The organism is Microbacterium sp. TS-1 (genome assembly GCF_000509385.1).
GTDB classification, from domain to species: Bacteria; Actinomycetota; Actinomycetes; order Actinomycetales; family Microbacteriaceae; genus Microbacterium; species Microbacterium arborescens.
The window spans coordinates 2,665,882-2,684,802 of sequence record NZ_BASQ01000001.1 but is presented as its reverse complement, the minus strand read 5'-3'; the positions used below and the strand labels follow the sequence as shown (position 1 = coordinate 2,684,802).

The following is an 18,921-nucleotide window of genomic DNA, read 5'->3' as shown; positions in this document are numbered from 1 at the left end:
ACATGCCGGGGGCGCTGAGCCCAGCGGGGCGGAGTCCACGAGGAGGATCGGGGGATGCCGCGACGACCCGAGCCTCTCCCCGAAGCCCTCGGCGGAGCGTTCTCGTGCGCCGACGCGGCGGACGCGGGCGTCTCGCGCAAGCGGCTGCGTGCAGCCGACCTCGACGCGCCTTTCCGCGGCGTGCGCCGGAGGCGCGGAGCAGAGGATGCTGCGCCGGCAGGACCGCTCGCGGAGGATCAGGCCATCCGGCACCGCGTTCTCGAGGATGCGCGGGCCTACGCCTCGATCATGGGCGGTCGGGCGTTCTTCTGCGGCCGGACCGCGGCGGTGCTGTGGGGAACGGGCGCCCACTCCCCCGGCGAGCTCGAGGTCGGGGTGCTTGCGCCGGAGCGAGCGCCGCGGCGGCGCGGCATCCGCGGGCGTCAGCTCGCTCCGACGCACGTCGAGGTCACGACTCTCGATGGCCTGCGCGTGTCGTCGCCCGCGTCGACGTGGGCGATGCTCGGGCGGAATGCCGGCGTGCGCGAGCTCGTGCGCATCGGCGACGCGTTCGTGCGGGTGCCGCGCGGTGAGCGGGGGCGGCGCCGGTCCGAGGCGCGGCTGTGCACGCTCGATGACCTCGCCGCTGCGGTCGCCGCCGGAAGGCGCGTCGGCTCCGCGAAGCTCGTCGAAGCGCTGGGGCTCATCCGCGAGGGCGCGATGTCGCCGCTCGAGACCGACTTCCGGCTCGGCCTCGTGGCGGCCGGGCTGCCGGAACCCCTGCTCGACCAGGAGATCCGCGACGGCTCGGGGCGGCTGGCGGGAATCGCGGATGCCGTCTGGCCCGAGTACCGCGTCATCGCCGAGGTCGAGGGCGACCACCACCGCACATCGCGGAGTCAGTGGGCGCGCGACATCGAGAAGCACACCGCGTACGTCGCCCTCGGTTTCGAGGTCGTGCGGCTCACCTCGGCGCACATCAGGCCCACCGGCTGGGAAGCGGTGACCCTCGTACGGGGAGCGCTCCGGCGTCGCGGCTGGTCTCCGCCGCGCTGACTTCCCCCGGCTTGGCAGCTCGCGCCACCTCAGCCCCCGGGATGGGGCACCGCCCGCCACACCAAGCCCGCTTCGCCCGCCCGGGGTTCGTCCCCTCATGCTCGGGACTCAGACCCCCACAGCCCAGTTGGCAGCTCACGCCTACTCCTCAGCTGAGAAGGGGCATCAGCTGTCAACTCGAACCTGAGCTCAGGGCTCAGCTAGCAGCTCATGCCCACTCGGAGCATAAGAAGGGGCATCAACTGCCAACTCAAACCTGAACCCGCAGCTCAGCTGGTAGCTCGCGCCCACTCGAGGCATAGGAAGGGGCGGGAACTGCCAACCCGAGCGGGGGCGCGACCCCGCCTCCGAGCGAACACGGCGAAGGGCCCCGGCCGGGAGACCGGGGCCCTCGTGCGTGGGAATCAGCCGACGCGGACGAACTCGTAGTTGTTGTCGTCGCCGTACTCGAAGACACCGATGGAGGCCTCCGTCGGGTCGCCCACCTCGTTGAAGGTGATCGGGCCCGAGACGCCGTCGTAGTCCGCGGCCTGACCGGCGATGATCAGGTCGGCGCATTCGGCGAAGCTCGTGCACTTCGTGCCGTCACCGGAGCCGCCCGAGACCGCCTGCAGGTTCGCCGCGACGTCGGGGCCGGCCGTCGATCCGGCCTGCAGCGCGGCGAGGGCGAGCAGCACGACCGCGTCGTACGACTCCGGCCCGTAGGTGAAGTCCTGCAGCTCGGCGTTGCCGGCACCGGTCCAGAACGCCTGCAGGTTGTCGCGGAAGGTTGCGATCGACGCGGGGTCGACGGCGGGGTAGGTGCCCTTCGCGCCGGCCATCGTGCCGGCCTCGAAGTCATCGCCGAAGTTCGCCAGGTTGCCGTCGACGAGGTAGAGCTGCTCGGGCGACACGTCGGCGCCGATGAGCTCGGGGATGATCGTCTTGACCTCTTCGAACGTGATGAGGGCGATCGCGTCGGGGCCGGCCGCGAGCACGTCCTCGACCTGGGCCGAGAAGTTCGTGTCACCGGTGTTGTAGAGCGAGGTCGCGACGACCTCGCCGCCGGCGGCCTCGAAGGCGGCCTTGGTGAAGCACGCGAGGCCGGTTCCGTAGGCGTCGTTGAGCACGATCATGCCGAGCGTCTCGTTGCCGTCGGCGCCGATCAGGTTGCCGAGCACCTCGCCCTGCAGCACGTCGGAGGGAGCGGTGCGCCAGTACAGGCCGTTGTCCTTGTACCCGGTGAACGCGGCAGAGGTGTTGGCCGGCGAGAACTGGATGGCGTTGGCCGCGATCACCTGGTCGATGAACTGCAGCGACGTGCCCGAGGATGCCGCTCCGATGATCGCCGTGGCACCTTCGCCCAGCAGTCGGGGGATCTCCGTCTCGTACGCCTTGTTGTCGGTGTCACCCGAGTCGCCCTGCTTGAGGTCGATCGTGATGCCCTTGCCCGCGGCGTTGATCTCGGAGGCGGCGAACTCGGTCGCCGAGATCTCCGGCGGGCCGAGGAACGCGAGGTTACCGGTCACGGGCAGCGCCGTGCCGATCGTGTAGGTGAGGTCGGTGCCGGGACCCGTCGAGGTCGAGGTGTACTCCGGCGTGTACGACGCGGGCTCGGCCGCTTCGCAGTCGATGGGGAAATCGGCCGAGGTGTTCCCGCCGGCGTCGCCCGACGCAGCGGGTTCGCTGTCTCCGGCACAGCCTGCGAGGACGAGGGCACTCGCGCCGATCACGGCGATACCGCCGAGGACCTTCGCGGTGCGGGAACGGGTGAGAACGCCCATTGTGCTCCTTGATGAGTGGGAACGCGGCACCGAAGCCCCGCGAGGTTGGGTCAAACCTAGTGGCGCGTCCGCGTCGGCGATGTTGCGATGTGTTAACGGTCTGTTACGCGACCTAATCGTTATCTGCGGCCTCGCGTACGGCCTGTCATTCCGCGGTTGGGACCGTTGTCACGACCGTCATCGCGCCGAGCCGACGAGCCGGAATGCGAAGCGGGAGCCTCAGACGACGGGAGCGACGTCGGATGCCTCGTCTATGCGCTTCGGGCGACGTGCGGCCCGGAGAGAGTCGACGCTCAGCACGACGAGGGCGAGCCAGACGAGCCCGAAGCCGATCCATCGCTCGAGCGGCATCGGCTCGCCGAGGATCCAGGCTCCCGTGATGAACTGCAGGATCGGCGCGACGAACTGGAGCAGGCCGATCACCGTGAGGCTGCTGCGCCGGGCGCCGGCGGCGAAGAAGAGCAGGGGCACGGCGGTGACGACACCCGCGAGGGTGACCAGCGCGGTGTGTCCGGGGCTCACCGAGCCGAACACCAGCCCGCCGGTGAGCGCGACGATGATCGCCTGAACGATCGCGACCGGCGCCAGCCAGAGCGACTCGAGCGTCAGGCCGCTGACGGCGTCGACCGACGGCCCGATCTGCTTCTTCACGAGGCCGTAGGTTCCGAAACTCGCGGCGAGCGTCAGCGCGATCCACGGGAAGGCTCCGTAGCCGACGACGATCACGCCGACGGCGACGGCGGCGATGCCGATGGCGACCCACTGCGCCACCCGCAGCCGCTCCTTCAGGACGAGGACGCCGAGGAGCACCGTGACGATCGGGTTGATGAAGTACCCGAGACTCCCCTCGATCACGTGCCCCGTGAGGGTGCTGATGAGGAAGACCTGCCAGTTCACGTAAATGAGCAGGCCGGCCACGATGGTCCACAGCACGAGGCGCGGCGTGCGCAGGATCGCGATCAGCTTGCCCCAGGCGCGGAGCACCGTGAGAAGGATCGCGCAGAAGACAAGCGAGAACAGGATGCGCCACGACACGACCTCGAACGGGCCCATCGGGGCGAGCGTGAGGAAGTACAGGGGCATGAAGCCCCACAGCACGTACGCCGAGAACGCGTAGATCCCGCCGAGAGAGCGTTCACGGGCGGGATCGAGGGGTGTCACGAGCCAAGCATAGGACGGTCATGACATGCTGCGCCGGTCGCGGACTGCCATCCGCCGCCGCGCGCCTGCCATGACGAAGGCCCGGATGCGGTGCACCCGGGCCTTCGTGGAAGAGCTCTGCGTCAGCGGACGACGACGGCGAGGACGTCGCGCGCCGAGAGCACGAGGAACTCGTCAGCGCCGAACTTGACCTCGGTTCCGCCGTACTTGCTGTAGATCACGCGGTCGCCGACGGCGACGTCGAGCGGAACACGGTTGCCGTTGTCATCGATGCGGCCGGGGCCCACCGCCACGACCTCGCCCTCCTGGGGCTTCTCCTTGGCGGTGTCGGGGATGACCAGACCACTCGCAGTGGTCTGCTCGGCCTCGACCTGCTTGATGACGATGCGGTCCTCGAGCGGCTTGATGGAAACCGACACGGTCTACCTCTTTCTTCGACAAGACTTGTTGGCAATCTCACCCTGAGAGTGCCAACTCCGAGTCTAGGGGGACGTTGGCACTCACGCAACGCGAGTGCCAACCTGCCGCGGCATCGATCCGACCCCGCGCGTAGGCTGTCGTGGTGGATCACGCCGAGCTCTCCGCGTTGCTGACCCCCGAGGGACTCCGTCTGGTCGACACCCTCCGGATCTCCTCGACCGCGGATGCCGCATCGGCCGTGTCACGGCTGCGGCGCGAAGGCCTCTCCCCCGACCTCGTGTCGGCGGTCGTCGGTCAAGCCCGGCTGCGCGAGCGCGCGCGGGCGAAGTTCGGTCCGTTCGCCGACCGGATGCTGTTCACCCGCGCGGGTCTCGAGCAGGCCACGCGTCTCGCGGTCGCCGCACGCCACGCCGGCCGGTTCCGCGACGCCGGCATCGCGCGGGTCGCCGACCTCGGCTGCGGGATCGGCGGCGACGCACTCGGCTTCGCGGGCATCGGGCTCGAGGTCCTGGCCGTCGACGCCGACGAGATCACCGCCGCCCTGGCCGCCTACAACCTCGCCCCGTTCGGCTCGTCCGCCCGGGTGCGCCACGGCCGCGCCGAGGAGACCGATCTCGACGGTATCGATGCGGTCTGGCTCGATCCCGCCCGCCGCACCTCGGGCCACAGCGAGACGCGGCGCGTCGCGGCATCCGACTACACGCCGTCGCTCGACTGGGCCTTCGACCTCGCGCGACGGATGCCGACAGGGATCAAGCTCGGGCCCGCGTTCGACCGCGACGACCTCCCGCCGGAAGGCGAGGCGCAGTGGATCAGCGCGGACGGCTCGACCATCGAGCTGGTGGTGTGGTCGGGCTCCCTCGCCCGCGCGGGCGTGCGCCGTTCGGCCCTCGTTCTGCGCGGCGACCGTGCCGCCGAGCTCACCGCGCCCGCCGACACCGCCGACGCCGACCCCCGCGACCTCGGCGCCTACCTGCACGAGCCCGACGGCGCCGTCATCCGTGCGCGCCTGATCGGCGACGTGGCCCGCGCGCTCGAGGCCGGCATGCTCGCCGGTGGGACGGCGTACATGACATCCGACGCCGGACGCACCAGCCCGTTCGCCACGACGTTCCGCGTTCGTGACGTGCTGCCGCTCAAACCGCGTGACATCGAGGCCGCCCTCCGACGCGCCGACATCGGCATCCTGGAGATCAAGAAGCGCGGCGTCGACATCGATCCGGCGCAGTTCCGCAAGAAGCTGCGCCTGTCGGGGAGCGCGTCGGCGACGCTGTTCCTCACGCGCATCGGTGATCGCCGCGTCGCCGTCCTCGCGGATCGCGTCGAGGACGAGCCCGGTGGCGCGAGTCAGCCCAGCAGCCCCGCCTGAGCCGCCGCCCACACGAGCCAGCCCGCGCTGTACAGGATCGACAGCGCCGCGAGGCCCAGCGCCCAGACGGCCACGGTGCGACTCTCCCACGGGTGGCGGAGGGCGAGCACGGCCATCACGACGGCGGCGATGCCGAGCGGGAACGCCCACCCGACGAACAGTGACAGCGCGAGCGCGACGATCCCCAGGGCCAGCGCCCACGCTCCCGACCGCGGGAGGATCTCGGGCGCCGGAGCCCACTCGACCCGCGGCTCGGGCACGACGGGCTCGGCCGGCCGCTCGACCGCGGGGACGAACTGCAGCGGGGTCGGCTGCGTGAACTCGCGCTGGAACCCGCCACGGTGCTCCCCCGGAAGCGGCGCGGCCTCGGGCGCCGCAGCGACATCGCCCGTCGGCGCGTCCACCGCGGGGCGCCGACTGCGCAGCCGGTCGTCGCTCACCCGCGCACCTGGATCTCGGTCACCGGAAGCGTCGAGTCCGCGCCGAACGAGAGGGTGGAGGGCTCGGCACCCGAAGAGATGAGCTCGGCGGCGAGCGCCGCGATCATCGCCCCGTTGTCGGTGCACAGGCTCAGCGGCGGGATGCGCACCGCGACGCCGGCGGCTGCAGCGCGTTCGAGGGCGACCTCGCGCAGTCGCCGGTTGGCGATCACCCCGCCGCCGAGCAGCAGACGCGGGACGCCGTGCTGAGCGCACGCGTCGAGTGCCTTGGCGACGAGCACGTCGACGACCGCTTCACGGAAGGATGCCGCGACGTCGGCGACGGGCACGGCTTCGCCGGCGGCCTCGCGCTGCTCGACCCAGCGCGCCACGGCGGTCTTGAGCCCCGAGAAGGAGAAGTCGTATCGGTGCGCGGCCAGGTCGGAGGCGCGGGAGAGGCCGCGGGGGAACCGGATGGCGTCGGGGTCGCCGCTCGCGGCGGCGCGATCGATCTCGGGGCCGCCGGGATAGGGCAGGCCGAGGATGCGGGCGATCTTGTCGAACGCCTCGCCGGCGGCGTCGTCCATCGTCTCGCCGAGCATCTCGACGTCGGAGACGAGATCGCGCACGAGGAGGAGCGAGGTGTGTCCGCCGCTGACCAGGAGGGCGACGGTCGGGTACTCGACGTCGTCACCGGTCAGGATGTCGGCGGCGATGTGACCGACGAGGTGGTTGACCGCGTACAGCGGCTTCCCGAGCGAGACGGCCAGGGCCTTCGCGGCGCCGACGCCGACCATGAGCGCACCGGCCAGCCCGGGCCCGCTCGTCACGGCGACGGCGTCGAGGTCCTGCAGCGAGACGCCCGCCTCGGCCACGGCGGCCTCGATCGCCGGCTGGAGGGCCTCGAGGTGGGCGCGCGCGGCGACCTCGGGCACGACGCCGCCGTAGCGGGCGTGCTCTGCCATCGAGCTCGCGATCGTGTTCGACAGCAGGGTGCGTCCGCGCACGATCCCGATACCGGTCTCGTCGCAGCTGGTCTCGATGCCCAGGACGAGGGGCTCGGAACGGGTCGGGGTGGTCGTCATCGGTCGGTCCCTCCCTCACCGCGGAGGTTCAGTTGCATGATGATCGCATCGACGTCGTCGGGCTGGTAGTAGCGCGGGCGACGGGCGATCTCGACGAATCCCTCGGAGAGATAGAGCCCCTGCGCGACGGGGTTGTCGGCGCGGACCTCGAGGAACAGCTCCCGTGCCCCGCGGTCGCGGGCTTCGGCCATCAGCGCGCGGAGCAGGCCGCGGCCGCGGCCCGTCCCCCGGCAGGCGGGGTCGAGGGCGAGGGTCTGGATGTCGGCGTCGGCCGCGCCCGGCACGGCGCGGACTCCGCCGTACCCGACGACCCGGTCGTCCTCGACGTCGACGAGGTACCGGCCGTGCGGCGACGAGATCTCGGCGGACATGGCGGTGCGGCTCCATGCGTCGGTGGGGAACGACGCCTCCTCGAGCGCCATGATGGCGTCGAGGTCATCGGCGGTAGCCGTGCGCAGGCTCACGTGCCCACCTTCTTCGGCCCCGCGGGTACGGTCACATCCGGGGCCCGGAGATACAGGGGCTCAACGTCGGCGGCGTCGGCGCCCGCGGCGAGCCGCTCCCCGGCGACGCGAGCGAGGGCGGCGGCGCTGATCGCCGTCGTCTCGGGCAGCTCGGCCGCCGGGGTGCCGAAGAGATCGAGGGGCTCGGTCGACGCGCGCGTCACGAGGTGGGGATCGACGATGCGCACCGGTATCCCGTTCTCGACGCGGTACACCGAGACGGCGAGCTCCCGGCGACGCGCGTCGGTGACGATCGCGATCGGCTCGCCCTCGACGGGGGCCGCGCCGGCGGTGGCGAACGCGGGGTCGACGTGAGCGCGGGCGGCCGCGTCATGACTCGCCACGGGGACCACGGGGATGCCGCGTCCGAGGGCGAACGCCCGCGCGGCCGCGATCCCGACGCGCAGTCCCGTGAAGGGTCCCGGGCCCATGCCTGCGGCGACGGCCGTGATCTCGGCGGGTTCGACGCCCGCCTCGCCGAAGACTCGCACGAGCAGATCGCCGATGACCTCGGCGTGGCCGCGGGGGTCGGAGCTGACGGCCTCGGCCCGGACGCGCCCCGCAGGGTCGACGATCGCGACGGCCGTGCCGATCGAGGTGTCGATGCCCAGAATCACGTCACCCAGGGTAGCCCGGGCCGGGATGCCGCGCGCTCAGGGGCGTCGCGTGACGGTGACGATCCGCGGGGCGGCGTCGGCCATCTCCGCGGCCGCCGGACCGCTCGTGCCGCAGGCGTTGTCGAGGCCCGTGCCGCTCCAGCCGCGCTCGAGCTCGATCTCCCACCAGCTCTCGCGCAGCCCGTCGACCATGCCGTGCCCCCACTCCACGATGGTGACGCTGGCGTCGAGGTCGAGGTCGAGGTCCGACAGCTCGGCGGGCGACCCGAGGCGGTAGGCGTCGACATGGACCAGCGGCGGCCCGTCGACGAGCGAGGGGTGCGTGCGCGCGATGACGAACGTCGGGCTCTGGATGGGTCCGCGCACGCCGAGGCCGGCGCCGATCCCCCGGGTGAGCGTCGTCTTGCCGGCGCCCAGAGGCCCGGTCAGCACCACGAGATCGCCCGCGCGGAGCCGCGATCCGATCTCGCGCCCCCACGCCTCCATCTCATCCGCGGAGGTCACCTCGCGCTCGCCCAGGTATTCGTCGATTCCGCTCATCACCGGCCTCCCGTCATCTCGGACGATACCGCCGTGCGGTGCACGCGCGGGCCGATCCGCGTGACGATCTCGTAGTCGATCGTGTCGGCGGCGTCGCCCCATTCGGCCGCCGCGGGGAACCCCAGCGTGGGGTCGCCGAAGAGAACGACCTCGTCGCCGATCGCGACGTCGGCGTCTCCGACGTCCACGACGAACTGATCCATCGCGATCCGCCCCGACACGGTGAACCGCCGGCCGCCGATCACCACCGGTCCGCGGCCGGAGGCCTGCCGCGGCACGCCGTCGGCATAGCCGAGGGGTACGAGGGCGAGCGTCGTCTCGCTCGCGGTGCGATGGGTGTACCCGTACGAGACGCCCTGGCCCGCGGGCACGCGGCGCACGGCGGCGACCGCGGTGCGCAGGGTCATCGCGGGCTGGAGCCCGAGGTCGGCGGAGGACCGATCCGGAAGCGGCGAGAGGCCGTAGATCGCCAGCCCCAGGCGCACGCAGTCGAGCCTCGCTTCCGGGAGCGCGATCGCGGCGTTCGACGCGGCGATGTGGCGCAGCGGCGGGTGCACGCCGGCCGCCGCCGCCTCGGCGAGAGCGTCGTGGAATCGGGCGAGCGCAGCCCGGTCTTCGTCGATGCCCGTGTTCGACAGGTGGCTGAACACGCCGATGACCCGCAGCTGTCCGATGCGCTCGAGACGGGCCGCCTCCGCGCAGACGCGCTGCCACTCGCGGGGCTCGACACCGTTGCGCCCGAGGCCGGTCTCGACCTTCAGATGGACTCCGACCGGCTGACCGGGGGATGCCGCGGCCGCGGCGGCCTGCAGCTGAACAAGGCTCGAGATCCCGAGCTCGATGCGGTGCTCCGCGGCCTCGCGGAAGTCGGTCTGGGGGCCGTGCAGCCAGGCCACGAGGGGCGCAGTGATCCCGGCCCGGCGCAGCGCGACGGCCTCGGCGATGTCGGCGACGCCGAGGCGCGAGGCTCCCCCCGACAGGGCCGCCGTCGCGGCGCGCACCGCGCCGTGGCCGTAGCCGTCGGCTTTGACGACGGCGATGACCTCGGTCTGGACGAGGCGCCGGAGATGACGGACGTTGTGCTCGATCGCCTCGACGTCGATGAGCGCTTCGCGAAGCGGCCGCGGGGTCATGATGCCGCCTCGGCGATCACGTAGGCGGTCGCGAGGTTCGCATCGTGCGAGAGCGACAGGTGGACGGCGATGACGCCGCGCGCGGCGACGGTCGCCGCCGTCTCGCCGGTGAGCGCGAACACCGGGCGCCCCGACGTCTCCGATGCCACCTCGATGTCGACCCAGTGCACGCCCTCGGAACCGCCCAGGGCCTTGATGAGGGCCTCCTTGGCGGCGTAGCGAGCGGCCAGCGAGCGCGGTTTGAGCGCGCGCTCGCTCGGCGAGAAGAGTCGGTCGAGCAGGCGGGGCGTGCGCTCGAGGGAGCGCTCGAAGCGCGGCACGTCGACCAGGTCGACGCCGATGCCGACGATCACGGCATCCTCTTCCGCCCGGTCCGGCTCACTCGACCGTGACCGACTTGGCGAGGTTGCGCGGCTGGTCGACGTCGAGGCCCTTGGCGGTCGCCAGGCCCATAGCGAAGATGTGCAGCGGCACGACGGCCAGCAGCGGCTCGAACAGCGGCTCGGCGAGCGGGATGCGCAGCACCTCGTCGGCGAACGGGAGCACCGCGGCATCCCCCTCTTCGGCCACCGCAATGATGCGGGCACCGCGGGCGCGGATCTCCTGGATATTGGAGACGACCTTGGCGTGCAGCAGGGGCGAGCTCGTCGGCGAAGGCACCATGACGAACACCGGCTGGCCGGGCTCGATGAGGGCGATCGGACCGTGCTTGAGCTCGCCGGCGGCGAAGCCCTCGGCGTGGATGTAGGAGATCTCCTTGAGCTTGAGCGCGCCCTCGAGCGCGATCGGGTAGCCGACGTGGCGGCCGAGGAAGATCACCGAACGCGTGTCGGCCATCCAGTGCGCGAACTGCTCGATGTGCTCCTGCTCGCCGGCCAGCACGCGCGCGATCTTCTCGGGAACGGCCTCGAGCTCAGCCACCTGCTCGGCGATCGCCTCGTCGGTCAGGGCGCCGCGCACGCGGCCGACGTGCAGAGCCAGCAGGTAGAGCGCCGTGATCTGCGCGACGAACGCCTTGGTCGACGCGACGGCGACCTCAGGACCGGCGTGGGTGTAGACGATCGCGTCGGACTCGCGCGGGATCGTGGCTCCCTGCGTGTTGCAGATCGAGAGAGTCTTCGCGCCCGCCTCGCGGGCGTACTTGACGGCCATGAGGGTGTCCATCGTCTCGCCCGACTGGCTGATCGACACCACGAGGGTGCGGGGTCCGATGACCGGGTCGCGGTAGCGGAACTCGTGGGCCAGCTCGACGTCGACGGGCACGCGGGCCCACTGCTCGAGCGCGTACTTGCCGACCATGCCGGCGTAGGCGGCCGTGCCGCACGCGATGACGATGATGCGGTCGATACCGGTGAACAGTTCGTCGAGACCGTCGAGCTCGGGGATCTGGACGAAGCCGTCGTGGACGCGACCGCGAATCGTGTTGGCGACGGCCTCGGGCTCCTCCGAGACCTCCTTCGCCATGAACGACGACCAGCCGCCCTTATCGGCGGCCGCGGCATCCCACACGACTTCGAAGGGCTCGACGTCGACGGCGTCGCCGGAGAAGTCGGTGACCGTGACCTCCTGCGGGGTGATCGCGACGATCTCGTCCTGACCGATGGCGAGGGCGTGCCGGGTGTGCTCGACGAAGGCAGCGACGTCGGAGCCGAGGAAGTTCTCGCCGTCGCCGAGGCCGATCACCAGCGGCGAGTTGCGCCGGGCGCCCACGACGAGCCCGGGCTGGTCGCGGTGCAGGGCGAGGAGGGTGAAGGCCCCCTCGAGGCGCGACACCGTCGCGCGGAACGCCTCGACGAGATCGCCGGATGCCTGGTACTCGCGCCCCAGCAGCACGGCGGCGACCTCGGTGTCGGTCTCGCTGCGGAAGGTGTATCCCTCGGCGACGAGCTCGGACTTCAGCTCGGCGAAGTTCTCGATGATGCCGTTGTGGATGACGGCGAGCTTGTCGTCGTCGGCCAGGTGCGGGTGCGCGTTGGCATCGGTGGGACCGCCGTGGGTCGCCCACCGGGTGTGGCCGATGCCGGTCGTTCCGTCGGCGAGGGGATGAGCGGCGAGATCGTCGCGCAGCACCTGGAGCTTGCCGGCGCGCTTGCGCGTGCCGAGACCGCCCTCGCCGTCGATGACGGCGATGCCGGCAGAGTCGTAACCGCGGTACTCCAGGCGGGCGAGACCGGAGATGAGGATGTCCTGCGAGGGACGGGGGCCGACGTAGCCGATGATTCCGCACATGGGCTCCATCCTAGATCGGCAGCCCGGGTGCGTTCGTGTCAGGCCGGCGCGGGGCCGCGCAGCGCGGCCAGCACGGCGTCGACGACCTCGAGGTTCGAGAAGATCGCGTCGTGTCCGCACGCCCCGCCGAAGGGCGGCGCGGCGACCTGGCCCGACAGCACCATGCCGATCCCCGCGGTGCCGGGCGGCAGGTCCGTGCGGCACGTGATGACGGTGGTCTCGCTCGCGCCGGCGAGCGCGGAGTCCTCGGCCACGAGCCCGTCGCCGAGGCGGGCCTCTGCGATCCTGCCCGTCGGCAGCGGCATCGTGACGACGGCCGATCCGGCGATCGCGTGCACGTGCAGGCCCGCGGGCCAGTCGGGCAGGCCGGCGATGTCGGCAGACCCGGCGCGCAGCGCGATGCCGGCGGGCCCCAGGGCCGCGATCCCCGTCCGGATGATGGGCGGCAGGTCGCACCCGCCGCGGGCGTCGGTGGCGAGCTGGTTGTTGCAGACGGCGCCGATCCAGGGCAGCACGAGGTTCTGCAGCACCGGCACCGTCGACATCGTGGCGCGGATCGCCGCGGCGATGTCGACCGCGACGTTTGCGATGTCTGACCCCTGCGAGGGAGCGGCGACGGTGACGACCTCGCCGATGAGGGCGGCGATCCCGGGGTCGTCTCGCAGCGCGTAGCGCAGCGCGAGCCCGCCCATCGAGTGCGTCACGATGTCGACCGGACCGTGGACGCTGTCGGCGATCGACCGGATGGCGGCGGCGAGGTTGTCGGCCGACCCGTTCGAGCCCACCCATCCCGCCGAGTTCGCGGAGTAGTCGAAGGCGTACACCGCGACGCCGGGCTGGGCCTCGAGCCGCTCCTGCAGCGACGCCGTCATCCCGCGTGCCACGGGGGCGCCCGAACCGTCCCGCCACTGCACGGGACGCGAGAACGGCGATCGCGCGTAGGAACGCTGTCCGTCCGAGGCCGGGAGCACCGTGCTGAGCCAGCCGTGCACCAGCAGCACCGCCCGCGAGTCCTGCTCGCTCTCCTGGCTGAACCGCACGACGCGATCGCCGAGCGCGGCCGCGACTCCCGACCCGGCCGGCGCGAACGCCGACGACGCCGCCGCGGGGGCGAGCGTGGCCGTGGCGGCGAGCATGACGACCGTGCTCAACGCCACGAACGGACGCCACCGGGAGCGCCGCCGCCGCACTCGCGAGCGCGCGCGTATCACAGCGCGCACGAGCGCGCGTGAACGCCGCCCCAGTTCCATGGATTCATACCTAGCAGGTTGCGGCGACTCGTGCGTGCGGGAACACCGGGAGCCACCTTGCGATGAAAATGACGAGGGCCCTCTCGAGTCAGCCATTTGGGGACTGATTTACTCGAGAGGGCCCCGCTACACCTACGGGCTCTCGGTCGGGCCGTTGGGGACGGCGGGCGACCGAATCACCGCTTGGGGAACGGTTCGAGCGCTGCGCAGGCGAATGAAGCCTAGCGGATCCGCGTGAAGAGAACGCCGATCTGCGTCAGCATCTTTGTCCCCCTATTGGCGGACACGACCATCGGCTGTACGATCAACCACGGCGCGCAGGCTCCCTGCTTTTGGGGGGTATGGGAGTCACGATGGGCGTCGAACTCACGGTGTCGATGGGGATCTGTGCATTGTGAGGGCGTTGTGCAGTGCGCATCCGCGCACGCGCACTGCACAACGCGCGCCGCCGTAGAGAAGATGCCTCGGAGATTGACGCTTCCGGGGAGCAGGACACTCTGACATACTGAGCGCAGCCCGCGGCAGAGCCCGGGCACAACGCAGGGAAGAAGACTCGCCGGGATGGGACCCGGCGTGCTGGACCCGGCGGTATTGGGGACGAGAGATGGACGTGGGTCCGCTCTCGTGGGGACTTGGGGGATGACCATGACGAGGCGATTCCACGCGCTCGCACGGCTGCTGGGGGGCAGCCGACGCGACGGCGTCGACCGTGACGGCCCGACCTCATCCCGTCGGCGGCTGCCGGCCCACCGATACACGCCGTTCGGATGTGGCGGCTCACGCTCGATCACCGCGACCCGGGCCCCGGCCACGCCGGCTCGTCCGATCGGACCGCGCGGTTGCGGGTCGCACCCCTCCCCCTGAGTGGGGGCCGTCCACACCCAGGCGTGCCCGTCGTCCTCACGGATGGCGGGCACGCCGCTCTTCTCACGGGCGAATCAGACCTTGCGCAGGAGCACCCGCTCGACAGCGTGCGACGCCCCCTTGTGGAGGATCAGGGTCGCGCGGTGCTTCGTCGGCAGGACGTTCTCGACGAGGTTCGGGAGGTTGATGTCGTTCCAGAAGCCGCGAGCCATCTCGGCCGCCTCGTCGTCGTCGAGATCGGCGAAGGTGTTGAAGTACGACGAGGGATTGTTGAACGCCCCGGCCTTCAGCGCCATGAAGCGGTCGACGTACCACTGGCTGATGTGCTCGGCATCCGCGTCGACGTAGATGGAGAAGTCGAACATGTCGCTGACGGCCACCTCGTGCGGCGCAGGCGGGGGCGCCAGCACGTTGAGCCCCTCGACGATCACGACGTCGGGGCGGCGGACGGTGATCTGCGCATCGGGGACGATGTCGTACCGCATGTGCGAGTAGAACGGCGCGTGCACCTCGGGTGCACCCGACTTGACCTCGGTCAGGAACTCGATCAGCGCGCGACGGTCGTAGCTCTCGGGGAATCCCTTGCGCGCCATGAGACCTCGGCGCTCGAGCTCGACGTTGGGGTAGAGGAAACCGTCGGTCGTGACGAGCTCGACGCGCGGTGTGCCCGGCCAGCGGCTCATGAGCTCGCGGAGCAGACGCGCCACGGTCGACTTGCCGACCGCGACGGAACCGGCCACGCCGACGACGAAGGGCGTCGTGCTGTCCTCCTCGCCGAGGAACGCATCGGTGTCGGCACCGAGACGCCGAGTCGCGCTGGCGTAGAGCGACAGCAACCGGCTGAGGGGGAGGTAGACCTGCGAGACCTCGCCGAGATCCATGCGGTCGCCGAGACCGCGGAGCTGGACGATCTCGGTCTCGGTCAGCGGCTGAGCGACACCCGCCGCGAGACGGGACCAGTCCGCGCGGTCAATCTCGCGGTACAGCGCGGGGGCGAGCGGCGCCAGCGCCTGCACATCTTCAGGGGACATCGCGCTCATCGTAGTCCCCGCGCCCCGCCCCGCCGGCGCACCCGGCCTGCCACTACTGTGAACTCGTGCGTCTGGGAGTCCTCGACATCGGTTCGAACACCGTCCATCTGCTCGTCGCCGATGTCCGCCCCGGTGGGCGCCCGCTGGCCCGGACGAGCAAGCGAACGGTGCTGCGGCTCATGCGCTACCTCGAGCCCGACGGATCGATCAGCGACGAGGGGGTCCGGGCGCTGGTCGCGGCCGTGGCCGAGGCGGTCGCGGTGTCGCGCACCGAGAACGTCGCCGAGCTTCTGGCGACCGCCACGAGCGCCGTGCGCGACGCGACGAACGGACCGCAGGTGATCACGGCGATCGAAGCGGCGCTGGGACAGGACCTCCAGGTCCTCGGCGGAGAGTCCGAGGCCCGCTTCACCTTCCTCGCGGTGCGTCGCTGGTTCGGCTGGTCGGCGGGCGAGATCCTGCTGTTCGACATCGGCGGCGGCTCGCTCGAGATCGCCGCCGGCAGCGACGAGCTGCCCGACACCGCCGCCTCCGTGCCGCTCGGAGCAGGCCGCATGACGGTGCAGTTCCTGCCCGCCGATCCGCCCGGCGAGGGAGCCGTGGAGCTCCTGCGCGAGCACGCGAGGGCGACGCTGGCACCCGTGGTCACCGCGATGTCGGCCGGTCGCCGGCCGGATCACGTCGTCGGGTCGTCCAAGACGATCCGCTCCCTCGCGAAGCTCGCGGGATACCCGGTGCCGGGCTGGTCGGGGATCGAGCGGATGACACTGCCCCGCGCGGCGCTCGGCTCGTGGATCCCGCGACTCGCCCGCATCCCGGCATCCGCACGGCAGGAGCTCCCCGGCATCACGGCCGATCGCACCTTCCAGATCGTCGCGGGGGCCGTCGTGCTGCACGAGGCGATGCGAGCGTTCGACGTCGACGAGCTCGAGGTCTCACCCTGGGCCCTGCGCGAGGGTGTGCTCCTGCGCTACATCGAGTCGTTGTCGTGGAGCGCCCCGCGGACGTGACCTGCTGCCACGAGTGACGGTCCACGGGTCGGGACAGTGGCTTCGAGGACCACCTCACGCCCGAGCTGGAACACACGGGCCGACGGGCCGAGCCCGGCGACACCGAGGCCGGGGGTCCTCTCATCAGCACGCAGGCGACCGGGCGCACGCACACGCACGGACAGGGTCGACCCGCTCTCGTCGGACTGCACCTCGATGGCGGCGGATCTCGCCGCGGCGTGCTTGACCGCGTTGACGAGCCCCTCGGCGACGACCGCGACGACGCGCGTGGACACGAGGTCGTCAGTCATGGCGTTCCTCGCCGCGGGGTCGACATCCGACGAGACGGACAGCACCGGAGCCCAGATCGCCACCGTCTCGGACAGACCGGCTGGCCGGGCCGGGACCCACGGGCCGGCATCGGCCGCCTCGGACAGCCCCTCTCCGATCGATTTTTCGAAGGCGATGAGGTCCGCCCCTGTCGCGAGATCGTCGTCGACCCGGGCCGCGAGCATGACGCAGCTGCTCTGGATGCGGCCGTGCAGCAGGTCCGAAGCACGCAGCAGCTCCTGCCGGGTGCTCGATGCCTGGTCCGCTGCCGAGCGGACCACTGCTCTCAGCGCACGCCCCAGGCGGCGCGATTCGACCCGTCCGCGATGAACGGCCTCAGCGCAGAGCGCCGCAACGACGGCGACGCCGGGGAGAGCGATGACGGGGATCAGCGGAACCAGAGTGCGCGCCCCCATCAGGGCGAGCGCCGCGCCGGCGACCACGACGGCGGCGCCCGTCCAGACCACGACGAGCCGAAGGCCTCGGGCATGGGCCGCGCAACGGTGCGACACGCGACGACTGACGTGGTCGGCTGCGAGACAGAGCAGCACGACGCCCACCACCATGACGGCGGCGAGCTCTGGCCCGGCGGAACGAAGCGCGAACGGCGCACTCCCCGCGGCGAAGATCACCCCGACGAGGCCGACCGCGGGCGGTCGGAGCCGCTCGAAGAATGTCCGCGCGCCTCGGGGCGTCGGGGCATCCGCGAGGTCGGGCGCGACCTCCGCGAGATCGATGCCGGCACGGGCCCGTGCACTGTGGCTGGCGGAGCGGACGGTGTCGGAGAACTCTCGCACGCGGTCGAAGTCGACATCCGCAGCCAGCAGAGCCGACAGCGCCGTTCGGAGGACGGTGATCTCAGCGGCCAGGAACGCGCGGCTCTCCCGCTCGTATCGGCTCGCGCGGCGCTGCTCATCGCTGACCGTCCGCAACGCGTCGAGCAGACGCGCTCGAGCTATCCCAGAGCTGACGTAGAGCTGCTCGGTGACGGCGACCAGCGACAGGATGCTGATCCAGACGACGATGTTCGTGACGATCCGCTCACCCCACGCAGGGTCGGTACCGAGGCCGAAGGCTCCGACCGCTACGACGTCGTTGAGGAAGGGGCGGCTCGCAGCTGCGACGAGGACTGCGGTGAGCACCAATGCCCCGCGCACCGTGGGTGACGGGATGCGTCTTTCCAGGATCGCGATCGGAAGCAGCGCGATGCCCATCGCCACGGCGACCAGAGCCGCCGCGAGCTGCGCGGAGAGGACCTCCGAGAGCGTATCGACCGTCGCGTAGGGTGCGAGCACGACGGCCGCCGTGGGGAGAGCGACGAGTGCGCTCCACACGGTGAAGAAGCGCCCGCCCGACACGGCGTCCCACCAGATCACGACGCCCGGGCGAACCCGCGCACGGCGTCGCGATTGTCGTCCCCAGCCCACACCCGCCCCCTCGAACCCGACGGGTCGATCCTTCGCTGGCGGACATACTAGCGAACCGCGATGACGACAACTCACGCTGCCGCGGCAGGACGTGCCGTCAGGCGGTCGCGGCCCGCCCGCGGTCGGCGGCTGCCGAGAGCGCCCGCCGGAGCTGCGTGCTCGACGTGTGCGCGGTGTACGGGAAATAGACGACCTCAACGCCGACGTCAGCGAAGCGCTTCTCAAGCGCGCGCCCCTTCTCGGTGTCTCGCCAGTCGTCGCCCTTGAAGAAATGCGTAAAGCCGACCTCTCGCCACGCGTCGAGCTTGTCGGGAACACGCTCGATGTGCACGTCGTCGACGAAGTCGATGTGGCGCACGATCTCGGCGCGCTCTTCCGTGGGGATGAACGACGAGATGCCCTTGGTGCGCAGGAGCATCTCGTCGCTCACCACCCCGGCGATGAGGATGTCGCAGTGCTCGCGAGCACGCCGAAGGATCTGCAGATGACCGATGTGAAACACATCGAACGCCCCCGCGGCGTACCCGATTCGCTGTGTCATGGCGCCCCCAAAACGCTCGTGACCCGCCCATTGGTCCCACCCGCCGAGCGCATTCCCCAATACCGACATGATGCCGGTGCGAGTGACAGTACACCGATCCGGGGCGTCAGCGGAAGTCGGCGTGTCGCGCGGCGGCCCCAGGACTTCCGTCAGGCTCGGAGATGGTGTAGAAATCGAGGGCGGGCCGTGTGGGAACGGCCACGGAGAAATCCGAC

The 18,921-nt window shown here is 71.3% G+C and carries 18 protein-coding genes; 3 read left to right on the top strand and 15 right to left on the bottom strand.

What is annotated here, in order from left to right; all coding sequences use genetic code 11:
* Nucleotides 1–54: 54 nt before the first annotated feature.
* Nucleotides 55–1,035, top strand: a complete 981-nt coding sequence (locus tag MTS1_RS12530; RefSeq protein WP_023954396.1) for a hypothetical protein — start codon at nucleotides 55–57, stop codon at nucleotides 1,033–1,035.
* A gap of 404 nt (nucleotides 1,036–1,439) precedes the next feature.
* Here the strand turns inward: MTS1_RS12530 and MTS1_RS12525 are convergent, their stop codons facing one another.
* The 3 genes from MTS1_RS12525 to groES all read right to left on the bottom strand — a co-directional run bounded on the left by MTS1_RS12525 (nucleotide 1,440) and on the right by groES (nucleotide 4,378).
* Nucleotides 1,440–2,798, bottom strand: a complete 1,359-nt coding sequence (locus MTS1_RS12525) for an ABC transporter substrate-binding protein (protein WP_023954394.1) — start codon at nucleotides 2,796–2,798, stop codon at nucleotides 1,440–1,442.
* Nucleotides 2,799–3,017: 219 nt separating this feature from the next.
* Entirely contained in the window at nucleotides 3,018–3,959 is a 942-nt protein-coding gene (rarD, locus tag MTS1_RS12520; protein WP_023954392.1) for an EamA family transporter RarD, read from the bottom strand.
* A 122-nt stretch (nucleotides 3,960–4,081) separates the two neighbouring features.
* Nucleotides 4,082–4,378 carry a co-chaperone GroES gene (gene groES / locus MTS1_RS12515; RefSeq protein WP_023954390.1) on the bottom strand — a complete coding sequence of 99 codons (297 nt, stop codon included), beginning with the start codon at nucleotides 4,376–4,378 and terminating at the stop codon, nucleotides 4,082–4,084.
* 143 nt (nucleotides 4,379–4,521) lie between these two features.
* Between groES and MTS1_RS12510 the strand changes: the two genes are divergently transcribed.
* The gene (locus MTS1_RS12510) at nucleotides 4,522–5,748 is read left to right on the top strand and encodes a class I SAM-dependent methyltransferase (protein ID WP_052007710.1); all 1,227 of its coding nucleotides are present in this window, start codon (nucleotides 4,522–4,524) and stop codon (nucleotides 5,746–5,748) included.
* Here MTS1_RS12510 and MTS1_RS12505 read toward each other — a convergent pair.
* The 10 genes from MTS1_RS12505 to coaA form a co-directional block, all read right to left on the bottom strand.
* A complete protein-coding gene (locus MTS1_RS12505) occupies nucleotides 5,727–6,188 on the bottom strand; it encodes a hypothetical protein (RefSeq protein WP_023954386.1) in 462 nt (153 codons plus the stop codon). The genes MTS1_RS12510 and MTS1_RS12505 overlap by 22 nt on opposite strands.
* The gene (tsaD, locus tag MTS1_RS12500) at nucleotides 6,185–7,252 is read right to left on the bottom strand and encodes a tRNA (adenosine(37)-N6)-threonylcarbamoyltransferase complex transferase subunit TsaD (protein WP_023954384.1); all 1,068 of its coding nucleotides are present in this window, start codon (nucleotides 7,250–7,252) and stop codon (nucleotides 6,185–6,187) included. Before tsaD ends, MTS1_RS12505 begins: the two co-directional genes overlap by 4 nt.
* Nucleotides 7,249–7,716, bottom strand: coding sequence for a ribosomal protein S18-alanine N-acetyltransferase (gene rimI / locus MTS1_RS12495; protein ID WP_023954382.1), 468 nt, complete (start codon nucleotides 7,714–7,716; stop codon nucleotides 7,249–7,251). The genes tsaD and rimI overlap by 4 nt, the downstream gene beginning before the upstream one ends.
* Nucleotides 7,713–8,372 (bottom strand): tRNA (adenosine(37)-N6)-threonylcarbamoyltransferase complex dimerization subunit type 1 TsaB, encoded by a 660-nt coding sequence (gene tsaB, locus MTS1_RS12490; RefSeq protein ID WP_023954380.1) that lies wholly within the window; start codon nucleotides 8,370–8,372, stop codon nucleotides 7,713–7,715. Before tsaB ends, rimI begins: the two co-directional genes overlap by 4 nt.
* A 36-nt stretch (nucleotides 8,373–8,408) precedes the next feature.
* On the bottom strand, nucleotides 8,409–8,912 hold the full coding sequence (tsaE, locus tag MTS1_RS12485; protein WP_023954378.1) for a tRNA (adenosine(37)-N6)-threonylcarbamoyltransferase complex ATPase subunit type 1 TsaE: 504 nt from the start codon (nucleotides 8,910–8,912) through the stop codon (nucleotides 8,409–8,411).
* Entirely contained in the window at nucleotides 8,912–10,045 is a 1,134-nt protein-coding gene (alr, locus tag MTS1_RS12480; RefSeq protein WP_023954376.1) for an alanine racemase, read from the bottom strand. Before alr ends, tsaE begins: the two co-directional genes overlap by 1 nt.
* A complete protein-coding gene (locus tag MTS1_RS12475) occupies nucleotides 10,042–10,398 on the bottom strand; it encodes a holo-ACP synthase (protein ID WP_023954374.1) in 357 nt (118 codons plus the stop codon). Before MTS1_RS12475 ends, alr begins: the two co-directional genes overlap by 4 nt.
* Nucleotides 10,399–10,423: 25 nt before the next feature.
* Complete coding sequence (gene glmS, locus MTS1_RS12470) at nucleotides 10,424–12,274, bottom strand: glutamine--fructose-6-phosphate transaminase (isomerizing) (protein WP_023954372.1); 1,851 nt, start codon at nucleotides 12,272–12,274, stop codon at nucleotides 10,424–10,426.
* 38 nt (nucleotides 12,275–12,312) lie between these two features.
* Nucleotides 12,313–13,431: a triacylglycerol lipase gene (locus MTS1_RS12465; protein ID WP_141097181.1), complete on the bottom strand. Its 1,119-nt coding sequence runs from the start codon at nucleotides 13,429–13,431 to the stop codon at nucleotides 12,313–12,315.
* A gap of 1,031 nt (nucleotides 13,432–14,462) precedes the next feature.
* Nucleotides 14,463–15,419, bottom strand: coding sequence for a type I pantothenate kinase (gene coaA / locus MTS1_RS12460; protein ID WP_023954368.1), 957 nt, complete (start codon nucleotides 15,417–15,419; stop codon nucleotides 14,463–14,465).
* Between the two features lie 65 nt (nucleotides 15,420–15,484).
* On the opposite strand from coaA, the gene MTS1_RS12455 reads away from it, so the two are divergent.
* Nucleotides 15,485–16,429: an exopolyphosphatase gene (locus MTS1_RS12455; RefSeq protein WP_023954366.1), complete on the top strand. Its 945-nt coding sequence runs from the start codon at nucleotides 15,485–15,487 to the stop codon at nucleotides 16,427–16,429.
* Here the strand turns inward: MTS1_RS12455 and MTS1_RS12450 are convergent.
* The gene (locus MTS1_RS12450; RefSeq protein ID WP_023954364.1) at nucleotides 16,390–18,114 is read right to left on the bottom strand and encodes a hypothetical protein; all 1,725 of its coding nucleotides are present in this window, start codon (nucleotides 18,112–18,114) and stop codon (nucleotides 16,390–16,392) included. The genes MTS1_RS12455 and MTS1_RS12450 overlap by 40 nt on opposite strands.
* 148 nt (nucleotides 18,115–18,262) lie before the next feature.
* Complete coding sequence (locus MTS1_RS12445; protein WP_036304797.1) at nucleotides 18,263–18,706, bottom strand: adenylyltransferase/cytidyltransferase family protein; 444 nt, start codon at nucleotides 18,704–18,706, stop codon at nucleotides 18,263–18,265.
* Nucleotides 18,707–18,921: the final 215 nt, after the last annotated feature.